13 protein-coding genes are annotated in these 16874 nt (G+C 45.5%); 4 read left to right on the top strand and 9 right to left on the bottom strand.

Annotated features, from left to right (window positions below; all coding sequences use genetic code 11):
• The first annotated feature begins 14 nt into the window (after positions 1-14).
• On the top strand, positions 15-830 hold the full coding sequence (locus U2F10_RS11480) for a radical SAM protein (RefSeq protein WP_499872117.1): 816 nt from the start codon (positions 15-17) through the stop codon (positions 828-830).
• A gap of 186 nt (positions 831-1016) precedes the next feature.
• Positions 1017-1595, top strand: coding sequence for a TetR/AcrR family transcriptional regulator (locus tag U2F10_RS11475; protein ID WP_163667136.1), 579 nt, complete (start codon positions 1017-1019; stop codon positions 1593-1595).
• A gap of 78 nt (positions 1596-1673) precedes the next feature.
• Here the strand turns inward: U2F10_RS11475 and devC are convergent, their stop codons facing one another.
• Positions 1674-2849, bottom strand: coding sequence for an ABC transporter permease DevC (gene devC / locus U2F10_RS11470; protein WP_499059790.1), 1176 nt, complete (start codon positions 2847-2849; stop codon positions 1674-1676).
• Positions 2850-2962: 113 nt separating this feature from the next.
• Positions 2963-4306 (bottom strand): HlyD family efflux transporter periplasmic adaptor subunit, encoded by a 1344-nt coding sequence (locus tag U2F10_RS11465; protein WP_163696505.1) that lies wholly within the window; start codon positions 4304-4306, stop codon positions 2963-2965.
• A gap of 294 nt (positions 4307-4600) precedes the next feature.
• On the opposite strand from U2F10_RS11465, the gene U2F10_RS11460 reads away from it, so the two are divergent.
• A complete protein-coding gene (locus tag U2F10_RS11460) occupies positions 4601-5956 on the top strand; it encodes an ATP-binding cassette domain-containing protein (RefSeq protein WP_163667127.1) in 1356 nt (451 codons plus the stop codon).
• A gap of 159 nt (positions 5957-6115) precedes the next feature.
• Here U2F10_RS11460 and U2F10_RS11455 read toward each other — a convergent pair whose 3' ends face one another.
• From U2F10_RS11455 to U2F10_RS11425, 7 genes are all read right to left on the bottom strand, one after another.
• Positions 6116-7492: a fatty acid desaturase gene (locus U2F10_RS11455; RefSeq protein WP_499872116.1), complete on the bottom strand. Its 1377-nt coding sequence runs from the start codon at positions 7490-7492 to the stop codon at positions 6116-6118.
• Positions 7493-7671: 179 nt separating this feature from the next.
• Positions 7672-10005, bottom strand: coding sequence for an alpha/beta fold hydrolase (locus U2F10_RS11450; protein ID WP_499872114.1), 2334 nt, complete (start codon positions 10003-10005; stop codon positions 7672-7674).
• A gap of 96 nt (positions 10006-10101) precedes the next feature.
• On the bottom strand, positions 10102-10377 hold the full coding sequence (locus tag U2F10_RS11445) for a FeoC-like transcriptional regulator (RefSeq protein ID WP_163667118.1): 276 nt from the start codon (positions 10375-10377) through the stop codon (positions 10102-10104).
• 83 nt (positions 10378-10460) lie between these two features.
• Positions 10461-12779 carry a Fe(2+) transporter permease subunit FeoB gene (gene feoB, locus U2F10_RS11440; RefSeq protein WP_499872112.1) on the bottom strand — a complete coding sequence of 773 codons (2319 nt, stop codon included), beginning with the start codon at positions 12777-12779 and terminating at the stop codon, positions 10461-10463.
• Positions 12772-13443, bottom strand: coding sequence for a FeoA family protein (locus U2F10_RS11435; RefSeq protein ID WP_163667113.1), 672 nt, complete (start codon positions 13441-13443; stop codon positions 12772-12774). The genes feoB and U2F10_RS11435 overlap by 8 nt, the downstream gene beginning before the upstream one ends.
• A 535-nt stretch (positions 13444-13978) precedes the next feature.
• Positions 13979-14218 carry a hypothetical protein gene (locus U2F10_RS11430; protein ID WP_499866661.1) on the bottom strand — a complete coding sequence of 80 codons (240 nt, stop codon included), beginning with the start codon at positions 14216-14218 and terminating at the stop codon, positions 13979-13981.
• Between the two features lie 592 nt (positions 14219-14810).
• Positions 14811-15050 (bottom strand): hypothetical protein, encoded by a 240-nt coding sequence (locus U2F10_RS11425; protein WP_006514548.1) that lies wholly within the window; start codon positions 15048-15050, stop codon positions 14811-14813.
• An 863-nt stretch (positions 15051-15913) separates the two neighbouring features.
• Here U2F10_RS11425 and U2F10_RS11420 point away from each other — a divergent pair.
• Positions 15914-16873, top strand: coding sequence for a FecCD family ABC transporter permease (locus tag U2F10_RS11420; RefSeq protein ID WP_499872354.1), 960 nt, complete (start codon positions 15914-15916; stop codon positions 16871-16873).
• The last annotated feature ends 1 nt before the right edge of the window (position 16874 follow it).

Below are 16874 nucleotides of genomic sequence, written 5' to 3'. Positions count from 1 at the left end.
GAAGGCAAAGCATCATGGCTTCCACATCGTTTAATCCCATTTATGGTCCAGTACCATCATGGCAGTTTGGTCAATCTTTAGAGATTGATCCTGTTGGACCCATTTCAACGTGTTCCTTTAATTGCATCTACTGTCATCTGGGCAATATTCAACACAAAACGAGCCAGCGTCAAATCTTTGTGAGTACCCCGCAAATTTATCAAGCCCTTACAGACTTGCTGCCCTTGGGGGCCATTGATGTTGTCACCCTCAGCGGCAGTGGAGAGCCCACATTAGCGCTCAACCTGGGTGAAATTATCGCCTGTATTAAAGAACAGACAATGGTGCCGATTACGGTTCTAACCAATGGTAGTTTGCTGAGCGATCAGACTGTTTGTGCTGATCTACAGTTAGCCGATCACGTTGTTGTGAAGCTAGACGCCATATCCCAGCAGCAACTTCAGGGCATCAATCAGCCTGTTGCACGGCTTCGTCTGAAATCTATTTTTCAAAGCATTTGCCAGTTCTCTAACAGCTATTCAGGCAAACTCACCCTCCAAACAACACTCTCGAATCTGTGGGACTCACAAAGTCAAGCTAAGTATATTCAGATGATCCAAGATATTTTGCCCGATACGATTCAACTGAACGTGCCCGCTCGACCTTGTTTAAAGAGACAGCAGCAAAATGCCAGGGAAAATCAACTGTCCATCACCACATTCAATGCAGAACCAACGCTCAAATGTATCAGTACAGAGTACTTAAGGGAGTTTGCAACTAAAATTGAAGCCTGTTTAGGCATCCCCACAAACTATCCAACCATTGATGTGGAAGAACTTAGATCTAACTAATACCCAATGGCAGAAATTTGGCAGCTATTGCATCCCCCCATCACCCCATATTGCTTGCCTTTTTGCAGATTTGAGTCACACGCTTTTAAGCGGTGCAGTTATCCAAGGAGCCAATTTATCTCAGACTAAATCGTTTACAATATACAGACCTGTCTACACGATCGGAACTAACTGGTTATAGCGCCTATGCCGCCTCGTACTAAACGCCCATCTGCTCGCGATCGCATCCTGACGGCTGCTTCTGAACTCTTCTACAAAGAAGGCGTTCAAAACGTCGGCATTGACCGCATCATTGCCGAGTCGGGTGTTGCCAAAATGTCCCTCTACAATAACTTCAAGTCCAAGGATGCCTTGATTGCAGCCTATCTTCAGCAGCAGGATGAAAGTTGGGGCAACTGGTTTACACGCCGGGTAGAAGAAATTACCACCGAGCCTCGCGAACGTCTGCTTGTTGTCTTTGATGTGTTGCAAGAATGGTTTGAAGCACCCAACTTTCGCGGCTGTGCCTTTATCAATTCTGCTGTCGAACTGGCCGATCCAGATCACCCTGGCTACCAGGTATCCCTCAGACATCAGCAAGTGATTAAAGATTATCTGCTCAGCCTGGTCAAAGCAACGCAGCATCCGAATCCAGAAATAATCACACAACAGCTGGTGATTTTGATCAATGGAGCAACCATTGTCGCGATGATGGAGCAATCTTCAGACGCTGCCCAACAGGCAAAACAAGCCGCAACTCTTCTAATAGAGACTGGGTATCCCTAAAGAGTCAGGATATTCGTGATGTCAAACAAGATCGACCGCTGCTACCACATTGATGAGTGGAGTGATCATCAGCAACCCCTAGTTAAAAACGTCTACAGGATTTGCTTCTTTCAATTTATTTGTTGCAATAATTCCAGAAACTGTACAAATAAAGAAAATTACGAACAGGACAAAAGCTGCTATGTTGAAGCTCATTAGAAACTTCATCTTAGTAGCTGCAGATAACGCATCATAGACAAAACAAGAAGCAATAAAGCCAGGAATGTAACCCAAAATAGCGAAAACGAATACCTGCTCCAACACAATTTCCACCAAAAATCGTTGACTATAGCCAATCGCTTTTAATGTTGCATACTCCTTAGCGAACCTTGATATGTTTTGATAAAGAACTTGGTATAGTACTACAATTCCAATTAAAATCGAAAAAAGCATTGCGAAGAGAATAACTATGCCCATGGGCGAGCTAGTTTCTATAAACGCCTTGTCTTCCCTGATGAGTTCTTTTCGAGACATAATCTTCACATCGTCAGGCAGATAACTTTTTATTCGAGATATTAATTGAGGAACATCAACTCCGGGTTTGACATGAACTAAACCAGCAATAATTTCTCCTTGACCTAGGCCAAAGACTTTCAAGAAATTAGCTTCACTGGTGATTAAGTTACCATTGTAGAAGGTGCTTGCACCCATCTCAAATAAACCCACAAGATCAACTTTTTTTCTTTCAAAGCCAATACTTGTTATTTCAGTGCTCACTCTACCATTATTTTTTATTTCAGCAATTAATGAAGATAGTTCTGGACGCGACCTTCCATCCAGTAAGAAAAAATTATCATCTTTTATCTTGTCTAAATTTTCTGCCAACCCTGGCACATCCATCACATTGGGTTTGAGGGGAAAGGCAATGACTTGCATAGAAGACATGAACTTAGGTTGTTCTTCCAGCCTTTTTACGAAAATCATTGTGATATAGATAGGCGTTACCGATTCCACCTCTTCAAAGGCTAGAACTTGATTTAAGCGACGTTCCGAAAACGGTACGGCAACAGAAAAAGCTATAGAAGAGCTACTGATTAGAACAATATCACTTTGGAAACTAGCAGGAAGTTGAGTACTACTCTCTAAGAGACCTACACGGAATCCAACCTGCATGAACAGTAGAATTGCAGTAACAGCAACGCCCAGAATCGTAACAATTGTTTGGACCTTTTGGTGCAATAGTTGAGCCCAAGCGACCGAGAATGTCCGAAACATATTGAAACCTCAGAAATATGAGGGACAGAATGAAAATCTAACCTGCACAGTATGCCCTCATCCAACAGTAGCCTCTACTTACTCCTGCCCCAATATATTAGGAAAGAATTGTCTTATCCAGGGGTTTTAATTACCGTTTCAACTCTCAAATTGGTCATACCTGAAACTTTTTGACTATCTTCTGGATTAAGACGGATTTTGACTTCTACCACCCTAGCATCTACATCAAAAGCGGGGTTAGTACTAAATACTTCTTGCTTACCAATTTGTAAGCCAATTTCATCGACAGTCCCCTGCAATGTGTAGGGGATAGCATCGCTCGTAATAGCTGCTTTCTGTCCTATATGGACTCGACTAATATCTGTTTCATAGACCTCAGCGATCGCATACATTTGCTGAGTTTGACCTAGCTCTAAAATGCCTTGATTGGAAATAATTTCACCTGGCCGGGTGCTAATTTTCAAGACCTGACCTGCTCTGGGTGCCCTGACATAGGCAAGCTCAAGCTCTGCCTGAGCTTGCTCAACACCAACCATTGCATCTGCTAATTCAGCCTGGGCAAGGGCAATATCCACGTCACGAACTTCAGAACTCTGGTCGAGGGTAGCTTGAGTTTCCGCTTTCTGGTATCGCATGGTGTTAATTGTTCTCTCAAGTTGTGCTTCTGCCTCTACTATTTGTTCTTGACCACTATTGATAATGCGGGTTAGTGTAGCTTCAGACTCAACTTCTTGCTTGTAAGCAATCTCTTTTTCTAAACACTTCAAGGCATGCTCAGACTCTGAAATTGCTCCTTGAGCATGTAAATGCTCAAACCGCGTACATTCGGCTTCAGCATTTATAAACTCTGCTGAAATCCGATCGTTAACTGCTTTTTGAGCTGCCATTTTTCCGGCTAAGTCTGCCTCTAATCGTTTAATGGTCGCTTGTTGGACAATAATTTGACCTTGCAGTTCAGCGTCTAAATTTTCCAGTTTAGCTGCCAATGCATTAATCTCTCCTTCTTTGGCTCCTGCTTCCACTTGCAAAAGCCTGGAGCGGGCTATGTTGACTTGGGCTTTAGCCTTCTTCAAAGCGGCTTTCAAGCGAGGTTCATTATCAAGAACTGCAACTATTTGACCCGCTTTAACGTGTTCTCCTTGAGACACTAGTAACTGATCAATCCGCGCTCCCTGAGGTGAAACAGCTCCTGATATATTGGTCACCTCATCTTCAGGTTTCAAAAAACCTAAGGCAGAGACTGACGCTGGTTCAGCATAGTCATTTAAAGCCCCCAAGGCAATCTGACTAGCCACATTGTCCTCCCGGCCAATGCCACTAATCAAAAAAGCACCAAGGGCCGATGCCATCGTCATACTTAACAACGCAATCATCCAAAGCTTAGGGTGTTGAGTGAGTTGCTTTCGGTAAGGTTTTGTAAAATTATTGTTGAAAATATGTTCGATGAAAGTTCGCATAGTGAAAACTCCGCTTGAGCAGATTGATGCAACTAAAGTTGCTTACACGTTGAAGCCGAGGTCCGAACGCTGCTGATCACGCACTTATGGGGCGAGTTGTCATGTCCATTGGCTTGAGAATGAGTTATTTTGTCAGCCTTAATAGAGTTCCCTAAGGCTGGCAGGTAAACCATTAGAGCCCAAAATAAAAGCGCCCCATTGACTCTTTCAGTAATCTCCACTACCTTCGGCAAGTTGTATGAGTAGATTTAATTTTGCGTAGGCATTTACCACAATTCTGAAGTACTAAAAGCAATGGCATTAGAATCCACCATTGTCGCCAATCAGCTAAGCCATTATTACGGTGCAGGACGTCTCCGCCGACAAATATTATTTGATATATACCTTGAGATTCAAGCGGGGGAGATTGTCATTATGACAGGACCTTCTGGGTCTGGTAAAACGACATTACTCACCTTAATGGGCGGATTACGAACTGTTCAGGAAGGCAGTTTGCAAGTCTTAGGGCAGGAAATGAGAGGGGTCAGTCATGGTCGTTTAGAGAAAATTCGTCGCCAAATTGGCTTCATTTTTCAGGACCATAATCTATTAAGCTCTCTAAACGCCATCAAAAATGTCGAAATGGCGGCAGCACTATATCCAATTTCAGCCAAGAGATCCAAAGCCCAAGCAAAAGCTGCGCTAGAGGCAGTGGGTTTAGGAAAACACCTATACTCACGCCCCGAGCAACTATCAGGAGGACAAAAGCAACGGGTTGCCATTGCTCGTGCATTGGTTAATAAACCTCAAGTCATTTTAGCCGATGAACCCACAGCCTCTCTCGATGGACACACAGGGCGTGAAGTTGTAGAACTGATGCAACAATTGGCAAAGCAGCAAGGTTGCACAATTATTTTAGTGACGCATGATAACCGTATTTTAGATATTGCTGATCGTATTATTAGTTTGGAAGATGGACGTTTGTCTATTTCTAAAGGTGAGTTTTTGCTTGGTTTAAGTAACCTGACTTCATTTATTTTAGAAACAGATATTAATGCGATTAATAACCTAATCTCTCCTCTATCTGCATCTCAATTCTCTGATTTTCTAAATAAACTTAATCACGAATTAGAACAAGTCGTGAGTTCAATGAATCTGCTTAGAGATCAATCCTTTAACTCTAAGCTTCAAATTACTTTTCAGGCGATTTCATTAAAAATTGCTCAATTGCTTCAAGCTGAACAAGTCACCTTTTTTGTAGTTGATCATAGTCGCAAAATTTTGTGGTCAAAAAATGCGCGCGGCAAAGATGATCAGTTAATCAGTATTGAAATCCCTATAGATTCTGGCATTGCAGGATATGTGGCCACAACGGGGGAAATTTTGAATATTGAGGATCCCTACAATGATGCAAGATTTAATCCTCAAGTTGATCGTGATACGGGTTGTCTCACCCGGAATATCCTCTGTTTACCTATAGTAAATGACAAAAATGAGGTTTTTGCAGTAGTTCAAGCCTTAAATAAGATAGGCGATTCATCGTTTGATCATAACGATGAAGAGCATTTCTTTGAGTTAACTCAGTCCCTCGGGTTTACGGTGAAATCTAGTATTTTATATACTCAAAAAATGTATCATTCAATGACTTCATCTAACCATACATCCAGATGAAACGAGGGAAAAAATATTATTTCACGCAGAGGTGGGACTAAAGGGAAAAAATATTCTTACCATCAGGCAAACTCTATCGTGCTCGATATTTTTATCCTGTGCTGAGGTGCGTGAGTTGTGATGGTCCCCTAAGCTGGAGCAGCTCCACATTTTACTCTTTTAGGGAAGCCCCATTTTTGTGATATGCCTTTGAAATGAGCGATGAACCTCAAAAAATGTTGTTGAAATGTATGGAATATCATATTTGTCGCATACACCTTTAACGATTGGGCTTATCTTTTTCAGTAAGCTTGGCTTAAAACTCGGAAATAAATGATGTTCTATGTGGTAATTAAAGTAGCCATAATGAAATTCGATAAAGGATAGTATCCAGTTAGTTGGATGCCAATTACCAGATGTTCTGACTTGAGTTTCAGCCCATGAAAACTTCTTATGATAAAGATTTATATTTTCATTTACTGCTAAAACATTATGGGTTTCTTCGTGATCATTGTAGAGCAAGATAAAAGCAAAAAATGAGTAAGATATCGAATATATGGTTAATAGAATCAGCGCATTCCAAATACTACTGATGTATCCACAATAAGCAATAAGTGAAAGAAAGACTAATTTGGCAAAAATATGGGCGATCACCTCATATTTATAACGCACAAACTCTCTATTTTTAATGAGCCAAATAGTGCCCATGGGAAAAACACGAAAATGATAAAATAAAATCCCTATCCAAAAATAAATATATTGATATTTGTGGTACTTACCATGCTTTACATACTTATGAATACGTATGGGGGCGTATTGATTAGTTTGATAATCTATGGATGAATGGGGTTGATTATGGTGGGTTTGATGAGAAATTTGCCATTCTAAACATGAGTATCCGCCCAAATCCATCAGATACAAAGCGACGAAATTTAGTAACTTATTTCTCGTGAAGCCAAAATGCGCAACCATATGGGACATACCAGCTGACACACAAACCATATGGAATCCCAGTAATGTCGCTGACAAGATTGAGGAATTTATCCAGGTGAAATATGATAAAAGTACAAATATACTGGAATAGTATAGAAGATAGAAAATTCCCTCATGTGCAGAGTAATGAGTCGATTCATCATTCTCTATCAAGTATTCATGGACCTTGGCTTTTAGCTCCAACCAAAATTCATCATTGCATAGTTTCTGATAAACGATTCTATCTAAATATTTGTTGTCATTATCTTTGTATAAGTAATCTTGGGTGACGTCAAGTTTGCCTACTAGTTTTATGTCATTTTTCTGTAAAAAATGCTCATTCTCCATGAGGCTTTCTACATTCGTGCGAACATGTGCAGACGAAAAAAAACCGCTACAATCTGTCCCTAAATTCCCTCTAAAGGTGTCACCAAAAGGGTGTTTGGGGATGAAATCCGTAATGTCGTAAACAAGCCCATTAATGGCAATCCACGCATCTGAATAAGTGGAATGTTTTTTTAATTCCTCATAACTAATGCAAGTTTCTGCCGAAAGAAACTTGCATTCATGTTTATGATTAATCATCTTGGCAATAGTTCTTTCAGTAAAAGGAGTATGCCCTAGATGGAGTATGCCCTAAACAACACAAATTGATTGATCAGTCCAAAATTCATGTAAGCATATCTTAATGATTAATCAGATTATGGTGTCAAAGGGCATCCACAAGGGAGTGCCCCTACAGGATTGTTCACTTTTAATGACGTTTACTCTTCAACCTTGGGGGCAACGAGTTCTTGCCCTGATTGATAAAGCGTCAGACCGCTAACGGTTTCTGCTGTTGACACATCGAACTGAATAAAAATATCGGCGATGCGGGCAAAGAACTGGGTCTCGGACGCAGGGTAAAGGGGAAAAGATTCTTGGCCTGTGGCCTGAGCGATCAGCTGTTCTTCTTCTACGCGAATGTCGAGCTGCATATTGGGTAACAGTTGGTAGGTACCGACATAGCGCTCATACACAGCGGGATCAACGGCAACCTCCTCAGGCTCTGTGGAAGCATCTGCCGTAACAGTGGCCACATCAACGGTTAAAGCTGTCAGCTGAGCCTCTACTTCTGTAGACATCTCCGGCTGATAGCGCCCACTCAGGTGCTCGGCGAAAAATCGTTCTAGGGCTGCCGTCATGGCTAGATTGTTAATCTCTTTCCGAAAACCATGGCCTTCATCGGGAGCTACCAGGTATTCGACAGGTCGGTCTAGATCTCGCAGGGCTACCACAATTTGATCGGACTCAGCCTGTTTAACGCGGGGATCGTTCGCGCCTTGAATCACCATCAGCGGTGACTGGATCTGATCAGCGGAAAATAAGGGTGACTGTGCTTCTAGCCGGTTGCGATCGCTTGGGTTATTGGGGTCACCCAAACGCAACGCAAAGGTAGCTTTTAGGGACGCCCAATAGGGGGGAATTGAGTTTAACAGGGTGATCAGGTTAGACGGCCCCACAATAGATGCACCGGCGGCATAAATATCAGGGGTAAAGGCTAATCCAGCCAGGGTGGCATACCCACCGTAGGAGCCCCCCACAATCCCCACCCGTTCTGGATCGGCAATCCCGGCCTCAATCAGGTACTGCACACCATCGGTGATATCGTGCTGCATCGCCCCTGTTCCCCACTCGTTATTCCCCGCATTGAGAAACTCTTTGCCATACCCCGTGGAACCACGAAAATTAGGCTGTAGCACCCCATAGCCACGATTAGCCAGAAACTGAACAAAGGTGTTATATCCCCATGTGTCCCTATCCCAAGGCCCTCCGTGGGGCAGCACCACCACCGGCAAGTTTACAGGTTCTACCCCCTGGGGCAGGGTTAGATAGGCGGGAATCTCCAGGCCATCGCGGGCGGTGTAGCGGATCGGCTGCATGGTGGCCATGTGCTCCCTTGGTAGCTCTGGCCGAACATCGTATAGTTTTTCCAATGATTGAGCATTGCGATCAAACAGGTAGGTTGACCCTGGATTGACATCGCTGTGGGCTGTGATCAGAACCAACCGATCATCCTCAGTCGCAGACTGCAACGAAACATCCACATCGGGCAGCTGTTGCTGCAGAAATGCCAAATCAGTGGCCACCTGATCGGTTTGCGGGTAGAGACGGGTGCGATCGCCAATGTAGTAAGTGGCGATCAGCTCGTCCGTGGCCTCTGAAAACAGGGCCCCCCCCAGGTCTACCTGGTTTTCAGGATCGATTTCTATAACTTGGGTTTGTTGGTTTTCAAGATTCAGCAGTTCCAACTGGATCAAGTTTTGATCGCGGTTGCTCATCAGATACACCTGTTGTCCATCTGGGTGAAATCGCAACGGAATACAGGTTTCTTCAATACGACAGGTATAGACAGGGGTTAATCCATTGTCGTCCACCGCTAAAATCTCAGTTCCTCGCTCCAGGGTCTGACGATACCCCAAACGCACATTACCGGCTAAATCCGTTGTCCAAGAGCCAATGTTGTCATCATTCTGGAGCAGTAACGTGCGTTCGCCTGTGGTTAAATCCAAGCGATAGATATCATGGAACTGCGGATTGCGATCGTTAAGACCCACAATAATTTGATTAGGCGTTTGCCTAGGAACCGCATAAATTTGAGCCGCAATACCCTCAATGGGGGTCAAATTACGGGCTGTCGGAACAGTCTCATGCAACGAGCCGGGTTCAACCGCGTAAATGTGGAAATTCTCATTGCCCTCTTTATCTTGACCATAGAGAATGTAGCGGCCATCGGCACTCCAAAAGTAAACAATGATTGGGCTATCCGTATCGGCTGTCACCGGGCGAGCGGCCTCCATCGGCTCATCGATGCCCTTTACCCAAACATTGATCACCCCGTTTAAGGGCTTTTGAAATGCCAGAAACTGACCATCAGGAGATAGCTGTGCCCCTGTAATCTCTGGATTAGCAAAGAATAACTCTCGCTGAACTAACGGAGGTAAACCAGCTTGAGCTTCAGTGGCTGGTTGGGCAGTGGCTGACAACTGTAGGCTAGCCCCCCCCATAAAACCAACGGATATCACCATTAAACCTGCACCAAGCCAACGTTTTTGCATAACTGATAAATTCCTCTGGAGCTTCCTATGGTTCAAGCGTATCCAGGGTTTAATGTCACGACTATGGCGTCAGGTCATGGGGATAAATGACAATTGTCATGTCTTAGTACAGGTGTGCAAAGCAACAGAATCGGCTTTGCACTGAGGTCTGTCGGTATTGCCTATCCATTCATAAAGCTTGAGGCTATCTTGGGAACAGGCTGTGCAACCACAACATTTTATCGGCATCGGCAGTTCTTGAATACGTCCCTTGCGTCTCAGTTTTTGGAGCATTGGCTGGAGCGCATAACTATCCGTATGAAAGTGCAGCGCTAGATCCGCCATGGAGACTGTGTGTTTTTGAGCAATGTAAGTCTGGATATCCTTGAGCATTGTGAGGTTCGATTCATATGAGACGTAGCTTGTTTAAGACCACTAGAGGGAGCGATAGATGACTCCATCGCTCCCTCTGTCGTTTACTGACCCTCAAGGGTAAGTCGTCGTCGCCGTTTGGTTCGTGAAGAGAGTCTCATGATCACTATGGTTGAGATCGCAACAACTCCCAATCCCACAATCCAGGCCAACGCACTACGGGGATGTTGGCTAAAGGTCATGACCTGGTAATAGGCTACGGCGGTCCAATAGGCTAACCCCGTGGTCCAGAGACCCACAAACGCGGTCCATCCAGCATTGGTTTCCCGATATACAGCTCCCATGGCTGCAACACAGGGGAAGTACATCAACACAAATAATAGATAGGCAAAGGCGGCCACCCGACCGTCAAACCGCAGCACCATTTGACCAAAGGTGGTGTAGGCCACCTCTTGTTCGTCGGCTGCTACCTCAAGGCTACTAACATCACCGACCGCCAGACCTAGAGGGTCTAAAAAGGTACCGGAAAGATCAGCCAGATTGGCGGGAATAGTGGCAAAAGCCTCTCCGATATTCCCCCAGAAATCAAACGATTCAGTTTCAACCTCTATCCCAGAGGCCATGGCCGCATCATTGCCTAGCTGGCCATAGAGAGAATCCAGGGTGCCAACAACCGCCTCTTTGGCAAACACCCCGGTAAAAATACCAACGGTGGCAGGCCAGTTATCTTGGCTAATGCCCATGGGGGCAAAGACTGGCGTGATGCCCTGACTCAGGGAACTGAGCACCGAGTTTTCGCTGTCTTCATTGCCAAAGGAACCATCAACACCAACGGTGTTTAACAGACTCAGCACCATCACCATAATCACGATGACTTTTCCTGCCCGCAGGATAAAGCTTTTGAGTCGTTCCCAGGCTCGCAGTAACACCCCTTTGAATGTGGGCACATGATAGGTGGGCAGCTCCATCACAAATGGATTGGCCTCTCCCTTCAGCAGGGTGTATTTCATGATCAGCCCAGTGATGATAGCCATGGCCATCCCCACCAGGTACAGCAAAAACACAATATTCTGCCCAGCCCTGGGGAAAAAGGCAGCGGCAAATAGGGCATACACCGGCAGTCGTGCACCGCAGGACATAAACGGATTCATTAAAATAGTGAGGATGCGATCGCGGCGACTCTCCAAGGTGCGCGTGGCCATAATCGCAGGCACATTACAGCCAAACCCCACTAACATGGGCACAAACGATTTACCCGGTAGCCCAACAAATCGCATAAAGCGATCCATCACAAATGCAGCCCGCGCCATGTAGCCGCTGTCTTCTAGAAATGCTAAGCATAAAAACAAACAGCCAATCACTGGGATAAAGGTGGCCACCGTTTGAATGCCCCCTCCCATGCCGTCTGCCAATACAACCTGGACCACTTCCGGCATACCAATAGCGGCTAATAAATGGCCCAGCCCGTCAACAAACACGGTGCCAAAGAGAATGTCAAAAAAGTCGATAAAGGCGCTACCAACATTGATAGCCACCATAAACAACAGATACATCACCCCCAGGAAAATAGGGATGCCTAGCCAGCGGTTTAACACCACTTGGTCAATCTTATCGGATGTGGTAACACCAAGATTTTGCGGCTGGCTAACCACATCACCCACTAACCGATGGACATAGCTATAGCGCCCATCGGCCACCACAATATCAATATCTTCGCCTAACACCTGATGGATACGGTGACGATGCTCTGACACCCGCTGTAGAACAGCTGAAGAGATATTCGGCACAGCCGCGTCATCATATTCCAAAAGTTTTAGGACCGACCAACGCCCATGGGACTCTACCATTGGCAGCAGGTCCGTCACCGCCGATTCGATCAAGGACGGGTAAACCACCTGGGACTCAGGCAAGTATGGGGAGGTGAGAAAGGTATCTAAACAACGGCGCAGGTCATCTATGCCCTGTTCTTTAGAGGCCACCATGGGGATTACTGGACAGCCCAACCGCTGTGACAGCAGGGTAGCATTTACCTGGGCACCCTGGTCTGACGCCACATCCGTCATATTTAATGCGACTATCAACGGTAGCCCCATTTCCAAAATTTGTGTTGTCAGATAAAGGTTACGCTCCAGGTTTGAGCTATCTAAAATATTGACGACAACCTGGGCTTGCTCCGAGAGCAAATAGTTACAGGCAATTGTTTCATCGATAGAGTTACCATTATCACTGATGTCGATGGCGTAAATACCTGGCAGGTCAACCACATTGATGGTCTTCCCACCATATTGATAGCACCCTTCTTTGCGATCTACAGTCACCCCTGGCCAATTACCCACATGCTGGTTGGCTCCAGTTAGGGCGTTAAACAAAGTTGTTTTGCCACAGTTTGGGTTTCCCAATAGGGCAATGGTCAAGTTATCCATGGCGTTCCTCCTCCACCTCAATGACTTCGACTTGTAGAACAGCTGCTTCTCCTTTACGCAGGCTCAGATGCATCCCTCGCACATTAATTTCCATGGGGTCTCCCATCGGAGCCTGGCGAACAACCACAAACTGGGCACCCGGTGTTAATCCCATAGACAGGAGCTTGCCGCGATAGGTTTGGCTGCCAGGCTGATAGCCTAGAACACGCCCTGACTGCCCCACCTTTAAATCACTTAACGTTAAACTAGCGATCTCTGACGTCATGTCATTCTCTCCATTAATTGACTGTGTGGGCTGCCGAGATACAGCCCCGTTAGTTGTGTTGGCCGTTGTCACCATGACCCGGTGGGCCATACCAGCCCCCAACCCAATCCGACATCCTTGCAGGGCAACAACTACTGATCCACTGCCTGTTCGACTTGCGACGGTAATTTCCTTTCCTGGCACAATCCCCACCTCTGTTAGGCGACGAACCATCGATTGCCCTCCGTTAAGTTGGGCAATCCACACCCGATCCCCCACCGTAGCCATGGCAAGTGGCAAACGGGAGCCATGACCAGGCTCAGACATCTCGGTGTCTGAAGGAGGCTCTTGCAAATCAGCTGTGCCACCGATATAGGTAACATTCCAGCCGTTATTAGTGTTATGGATACTGTCAGACATCACTCTGCTGGCTGAGGGTAACAATTAAACTGTTTTAACTAACACGAGATTGTCTTATTAGGTCCTAAAGGTCCGTGCCCTTGAAATCTAGTAATGACCACCTTGTTTTGGGGATGATCATTAGCGTTAACAGGCAGGTGCAGCGAACAAAAACGAGAAGCATTCTTAATAAGTAGCAGAGATTTCCTAGGTACTTTTACTACTATGGCATACTTTAACAAACCCTTGCAAAACACTATACTTATGTGACTAGATGTTACTCAGGATGTTGTTTTCCTTAAGATACAAGTGTTTTATAGGGAGCATTGACATGTGCCCTTGTGGTGTATCCTCAATACTTCTCAGGTGATCTGACGGCCAGTCATCTCTTTTGTAAATGTGAATTAATGTCAGCAAATTTGGAATAGTATCTAAAATTAACGGGTCGTTTTTGGTCAGGGGTTTTACAAAAAAAAGCCCGCATGATGCGGGCAATGGTTAGCTAAAGCAATAAATGTCTTTAGTGACTGAGCTTAATCAAGAGCTTGTCAACAGCTTAAATAGCGATGGGCACAAACTGATCACACGCCATGACAGGAGAATCTAGCGAACCATTTAGGGCACAATCTGACTTGTCACAGAAATAACAGTTGGCCTGCCGATAGCTATTGCAAAACTGTACTGGATACTCTGCAGCACCAGCCATAGGACAATTGCGACTTAAACAGGCAGTGCAGTTGGCTTGCCGGGGTGCAGTTTGTGTGGGGGAAACTCTCTCAACAGTTGCATGGGCCATTATTCAATCTCCTTAGCGAAGCTAACGTTAGATAGCTGTTTTGTTGCGTTTGAGCTATCTCCTATACAGTAGCGCCAGCTGCACCATGGCGCAGCAGACGCCATTAAACAATAGCTAGTAGTTAATGGCAACTAGAATTCATCTCTAACCCATTAAAAGGCGACAAAACACTGGTCAACCTCTTTTCGTTCTTACTTTAGGAAAAAAAGTAAAAAATATCTTGTTCAACGTTCTTGCAACTAGCATCTGATAACTTGTTACAATTGTTTACGCATAGTTTGTCTCCGCATGACATCTATAGGGAACAGCCTGTAGCCCATAACAGAGTTGGACAGGTAGAGTAGCCAATTTTGTCGCTTGAACAACCATCCTCGGTCAACAATAAGATAAGCAGGCCCCCCAATTAGCGATCAGATATCAAAGCCCTATTCCGTACCCCAAATAATGCCAGTTAAGCACTGTCATATTGGCCATCAGAATAGTCCTGAAGGTAATCCTTCAAACAAGAAAAGCCCGCATAGTGCGGGCTAATGGTTAACTAAAGCAATCAATATCTTTAGTGACTGAGCTTAATCAAGAGCTTGTCAACAGCTTAAATAGCGATGGGCACAAACTGATCACACGCCATGACAGGAGAATCTAGCGATCCATTTAGGGCACAATCCGACTTGTCACAGAAATAACAGTTGGCCTGCCGATAGCTATTGCAAAACTGTACTGGATACTCTGCAGCACCAGCCATAGGACAATTTCGACTTAAACAGGCAGTGCAGTTGGCTTGCCGGGGTGCAGTTTGTGTGGGTGAAACTCTCTTAACAGTTGCATGAGCCATTATTCAATCTCCTTAGCGAAGCTAACGTTAGATAGCTGTTTTGTTGCGTTTGAGCTATCTCCTACACAGTAGCGCCTGCTGCACCATGGCGCAGCAGGCACCGTTAAACAATAGCTAGTAATTAATGGCAACTAGCCTAAACACCTGAGATGTCCCACTGCGTAGTCTGCTCTTGTTGTTCTAAATTTAGGCAACAAAGAAAACCAATAGGGTTCAACGTTCTTGCAACTAGTAACTGATAACTTTTTGCACTTCTTTACATATAGCCTGTCTCCGCATTCTGTTTCCGCACTGTATTTAGAGGGAACAACCTGTAGCCCATGGAGAGTTGGGCAGCCCTGGCCAGGGTTGACAAGAAAAAGCTGTCTAGTGAGAGGAGAACAAAGACAGCTTAAAGGCATTATTTCTGGCTTACGTTGAGCAGACTTGACATTCCCCCTGAGACGTTCGCATCTAAAAAAAGTGGAGACCACAAGATGACGCAGATGTAGTCTCCCGGACGAATCCCTACTTAATTGACTTTCATTTGCAATTAAGCTCCTGTTTTATCGAGTATATATCAAAATCAAGTTATTGAGAAAGATTCTTTTTAATTTAAAGAAGGTAGTAAGCATCTATATGATAAAGCTTTACTAGCATGGGCTCTGAATGGATATTTTCTTTATGTAATTAAATATACTTGACATCTATTGTCATTAATAGAATGATTCTTCTAAGTAATTACCCGTATTTATTGCTCATTTTTAATGGGCTTAATTGCAAGTAGTATGGCGGATATGGGTTCAGTTCGTTCGAAAGCACATCTAACCAAGGCATGGCCAGTGCCTCATCGGCGACGCTACAAGGTAGTGCTGGTGAGTTTAATGCTGGTCTTAGGGCTGTTGTTAGCGATCGCAATATCCCTATCCTTCGGCTCGGTTGCTCTGACGCAGCCAGAGGTGTGGGCCGCCCTCAACAGGGAAGGTAGCAGCATTAACCAAACCATCGTCTGGGACCTGCGACTGCCCAGGGTGCTGATGGCCATTGTGGTCGGTTCAGCCCTGGGCATGGCTGGCGCATTACTCCAGGGCATGTTGCGCAATGGACTGGCTAGCCCCTTTTTGCTGGGGATCTCCTCTGGTGCTGGGTTAGCCGCTGTGCTGATCGTGGGCCTTAATGTCTGGGATATTTGGTTGCCGTTGGGGGCCTGGCTGGGATCGGTGATCGCCATGGCCATTGTGTTTGGCCTGGCTAGAACCAAGGGGGAAATCTCAGTGGAGCGGCTGATTCTGGGGGGGGTTGCCGCCAGTACATTATTTGCCGCGTTACAAACCATGCTGCTATTGCTATCTGCGGACGGTCGGGTGCAGGCGGCACTGACCTGGTTGACCGGCAGCCTCAATGGCCGTGGCTGGCAAGAATTAATCATTGTCAGCCCTAGTTTAGTGATGGGTTTGCTGGCGGGGTGCCTATTGGCACGCCAGGTGAACCTGTTAAGCCTGGGGGATGATTTAGCTGTTGGACTGGGGTCGTCATTGATGCGATCGCGACTGCTCATTGGCGCAGTTGCCACCCTACTCACCGCAGGAGCCGTCAGCATTGCCGGGTTAGTGGGCTTTGTTGGTTTGCTCGTGCCCCATGGTGTTCGACTATTGGTGGGCAACGATTACCGATTAGTGCTTCCCTTCTCTGCCATTGGGGGTGCCCTGGTGCTTTGCAGTGCCGATTTGCTAGCCCGCCTCGGCCCGATAGAACTGCCGGTGGGCATTGTCACCTCCATGATGGGAGCCCCTGTATTTATGTGGCTGCTGTATCGTCGTAGTGGAGCTATTACAAGGGGTTAGC

It is taken from the genome of Leptothoe sp. EHU-05/26/07-4, from assembly GCF_043421015.1.
Taxonomy (GTDB): Bacteria; Cyanobacteriota; Cyanobacteriia; order Phormidesmidales; family Phormidesmidaceae; genus Leptothoe; species Leptothoe turfae.
This window is presented reverse-complemented; position numbering and strand designations above follow the sequence as displayed.

Excerpts from the sequence above, each read along its gene's own strand:
- U2F10_RS11450 (WP_499872114.1), bottom strand. The coding sequence starts at position 10,005 with ATGCAAAAACGTTGGCTTGGTGCAGGTTTAATGGTGATATCCGTTGGT.
- U2F10_RS11430 (WP_499866661.1), bottom strand. The coding sequence starts at position 14,218 with ATGGCCCATGCAACTGTTGAGAGAGTTTCCCCCACACAAACTGCACCC.
- U2F10_RS11475 (WP_163667136.1), top strand. The coding sequence starts at position 1,017 with ATGCCGCCTCGTACTAAACGCCCATCTGCTCGCGATCGCATCCTGACG.
- U2F10_RS11435 (WP_163667113.1), bottom strand. The coding sequence starts at position 13,443 with ATGTCTGACAGTATCCATAACACTAATAACGGCTGGAATGTTACCTAT.
- U2F10_RS11420 (WP_499872354.1), top strand. The coding sequence starts at position 15,914 with ATGCTGGTCTTAGGGCTGTTGTTAGCGATCGCAATATCCCTATCCTTC.
- U2F10_RS11480 (WP_499872117.1), top strand. The coding sequence starts at position 15 with ATGGCTTCCACATCGTTTAATCCCATTTATGGTCCAGTACCATCATGG.
- U2F10_RS11460 (WP_163667127.1), top strand. The coding sequence starts at position 4,601 with ATGGCATTAGAATCCACCATTGTCGCCAATCAGCTAAGCCATTATTAC.
- U2F10_RS11465 (WP_163696505.1), bottom strand. The coding sequence starts at position 4,306 with ATGCGAACTTTCATCGAACATATTTTCAACAATAATTTTACAAAACCT.
- U2F10_RS11425 (WP_006514548.1), bottom strand. The coding sequence starts at position 15,050 with ATGGCTCATGCAACTGTTAAGAGAGTTTCACCCACACAAACTGCACCC.
- devC (WP_499059790.1), bottom strand. The coding sequence starts at position 2,849 with ATGTTTCGGACATTCTCGGTCGCTTGGGCTCAACTATTGCACCAAAAG.
- U2F10_RS11445 (WP_163667118.1), bottom strand. The coding sequence starts at position 10,377 with ATGCTCAAGGATATCCAGACTTACATTGCTCAAAAACACACAGTCTCC.
- U2F10_RS11455 (WP_499872116.1), bottom strand. The coding sequence starts at position 7,492 with ATGATTAATCATAAACATGAATGCAAGTTTCTTTCGGCAGAAACTTGC.
- feoB (WP_499872112.1), bottom strand. The coding sequence starts at position 12,779 with ATGGATAACTTGACCATTGCCCTATTGGGAAACCCAAACTGTGGCAAA.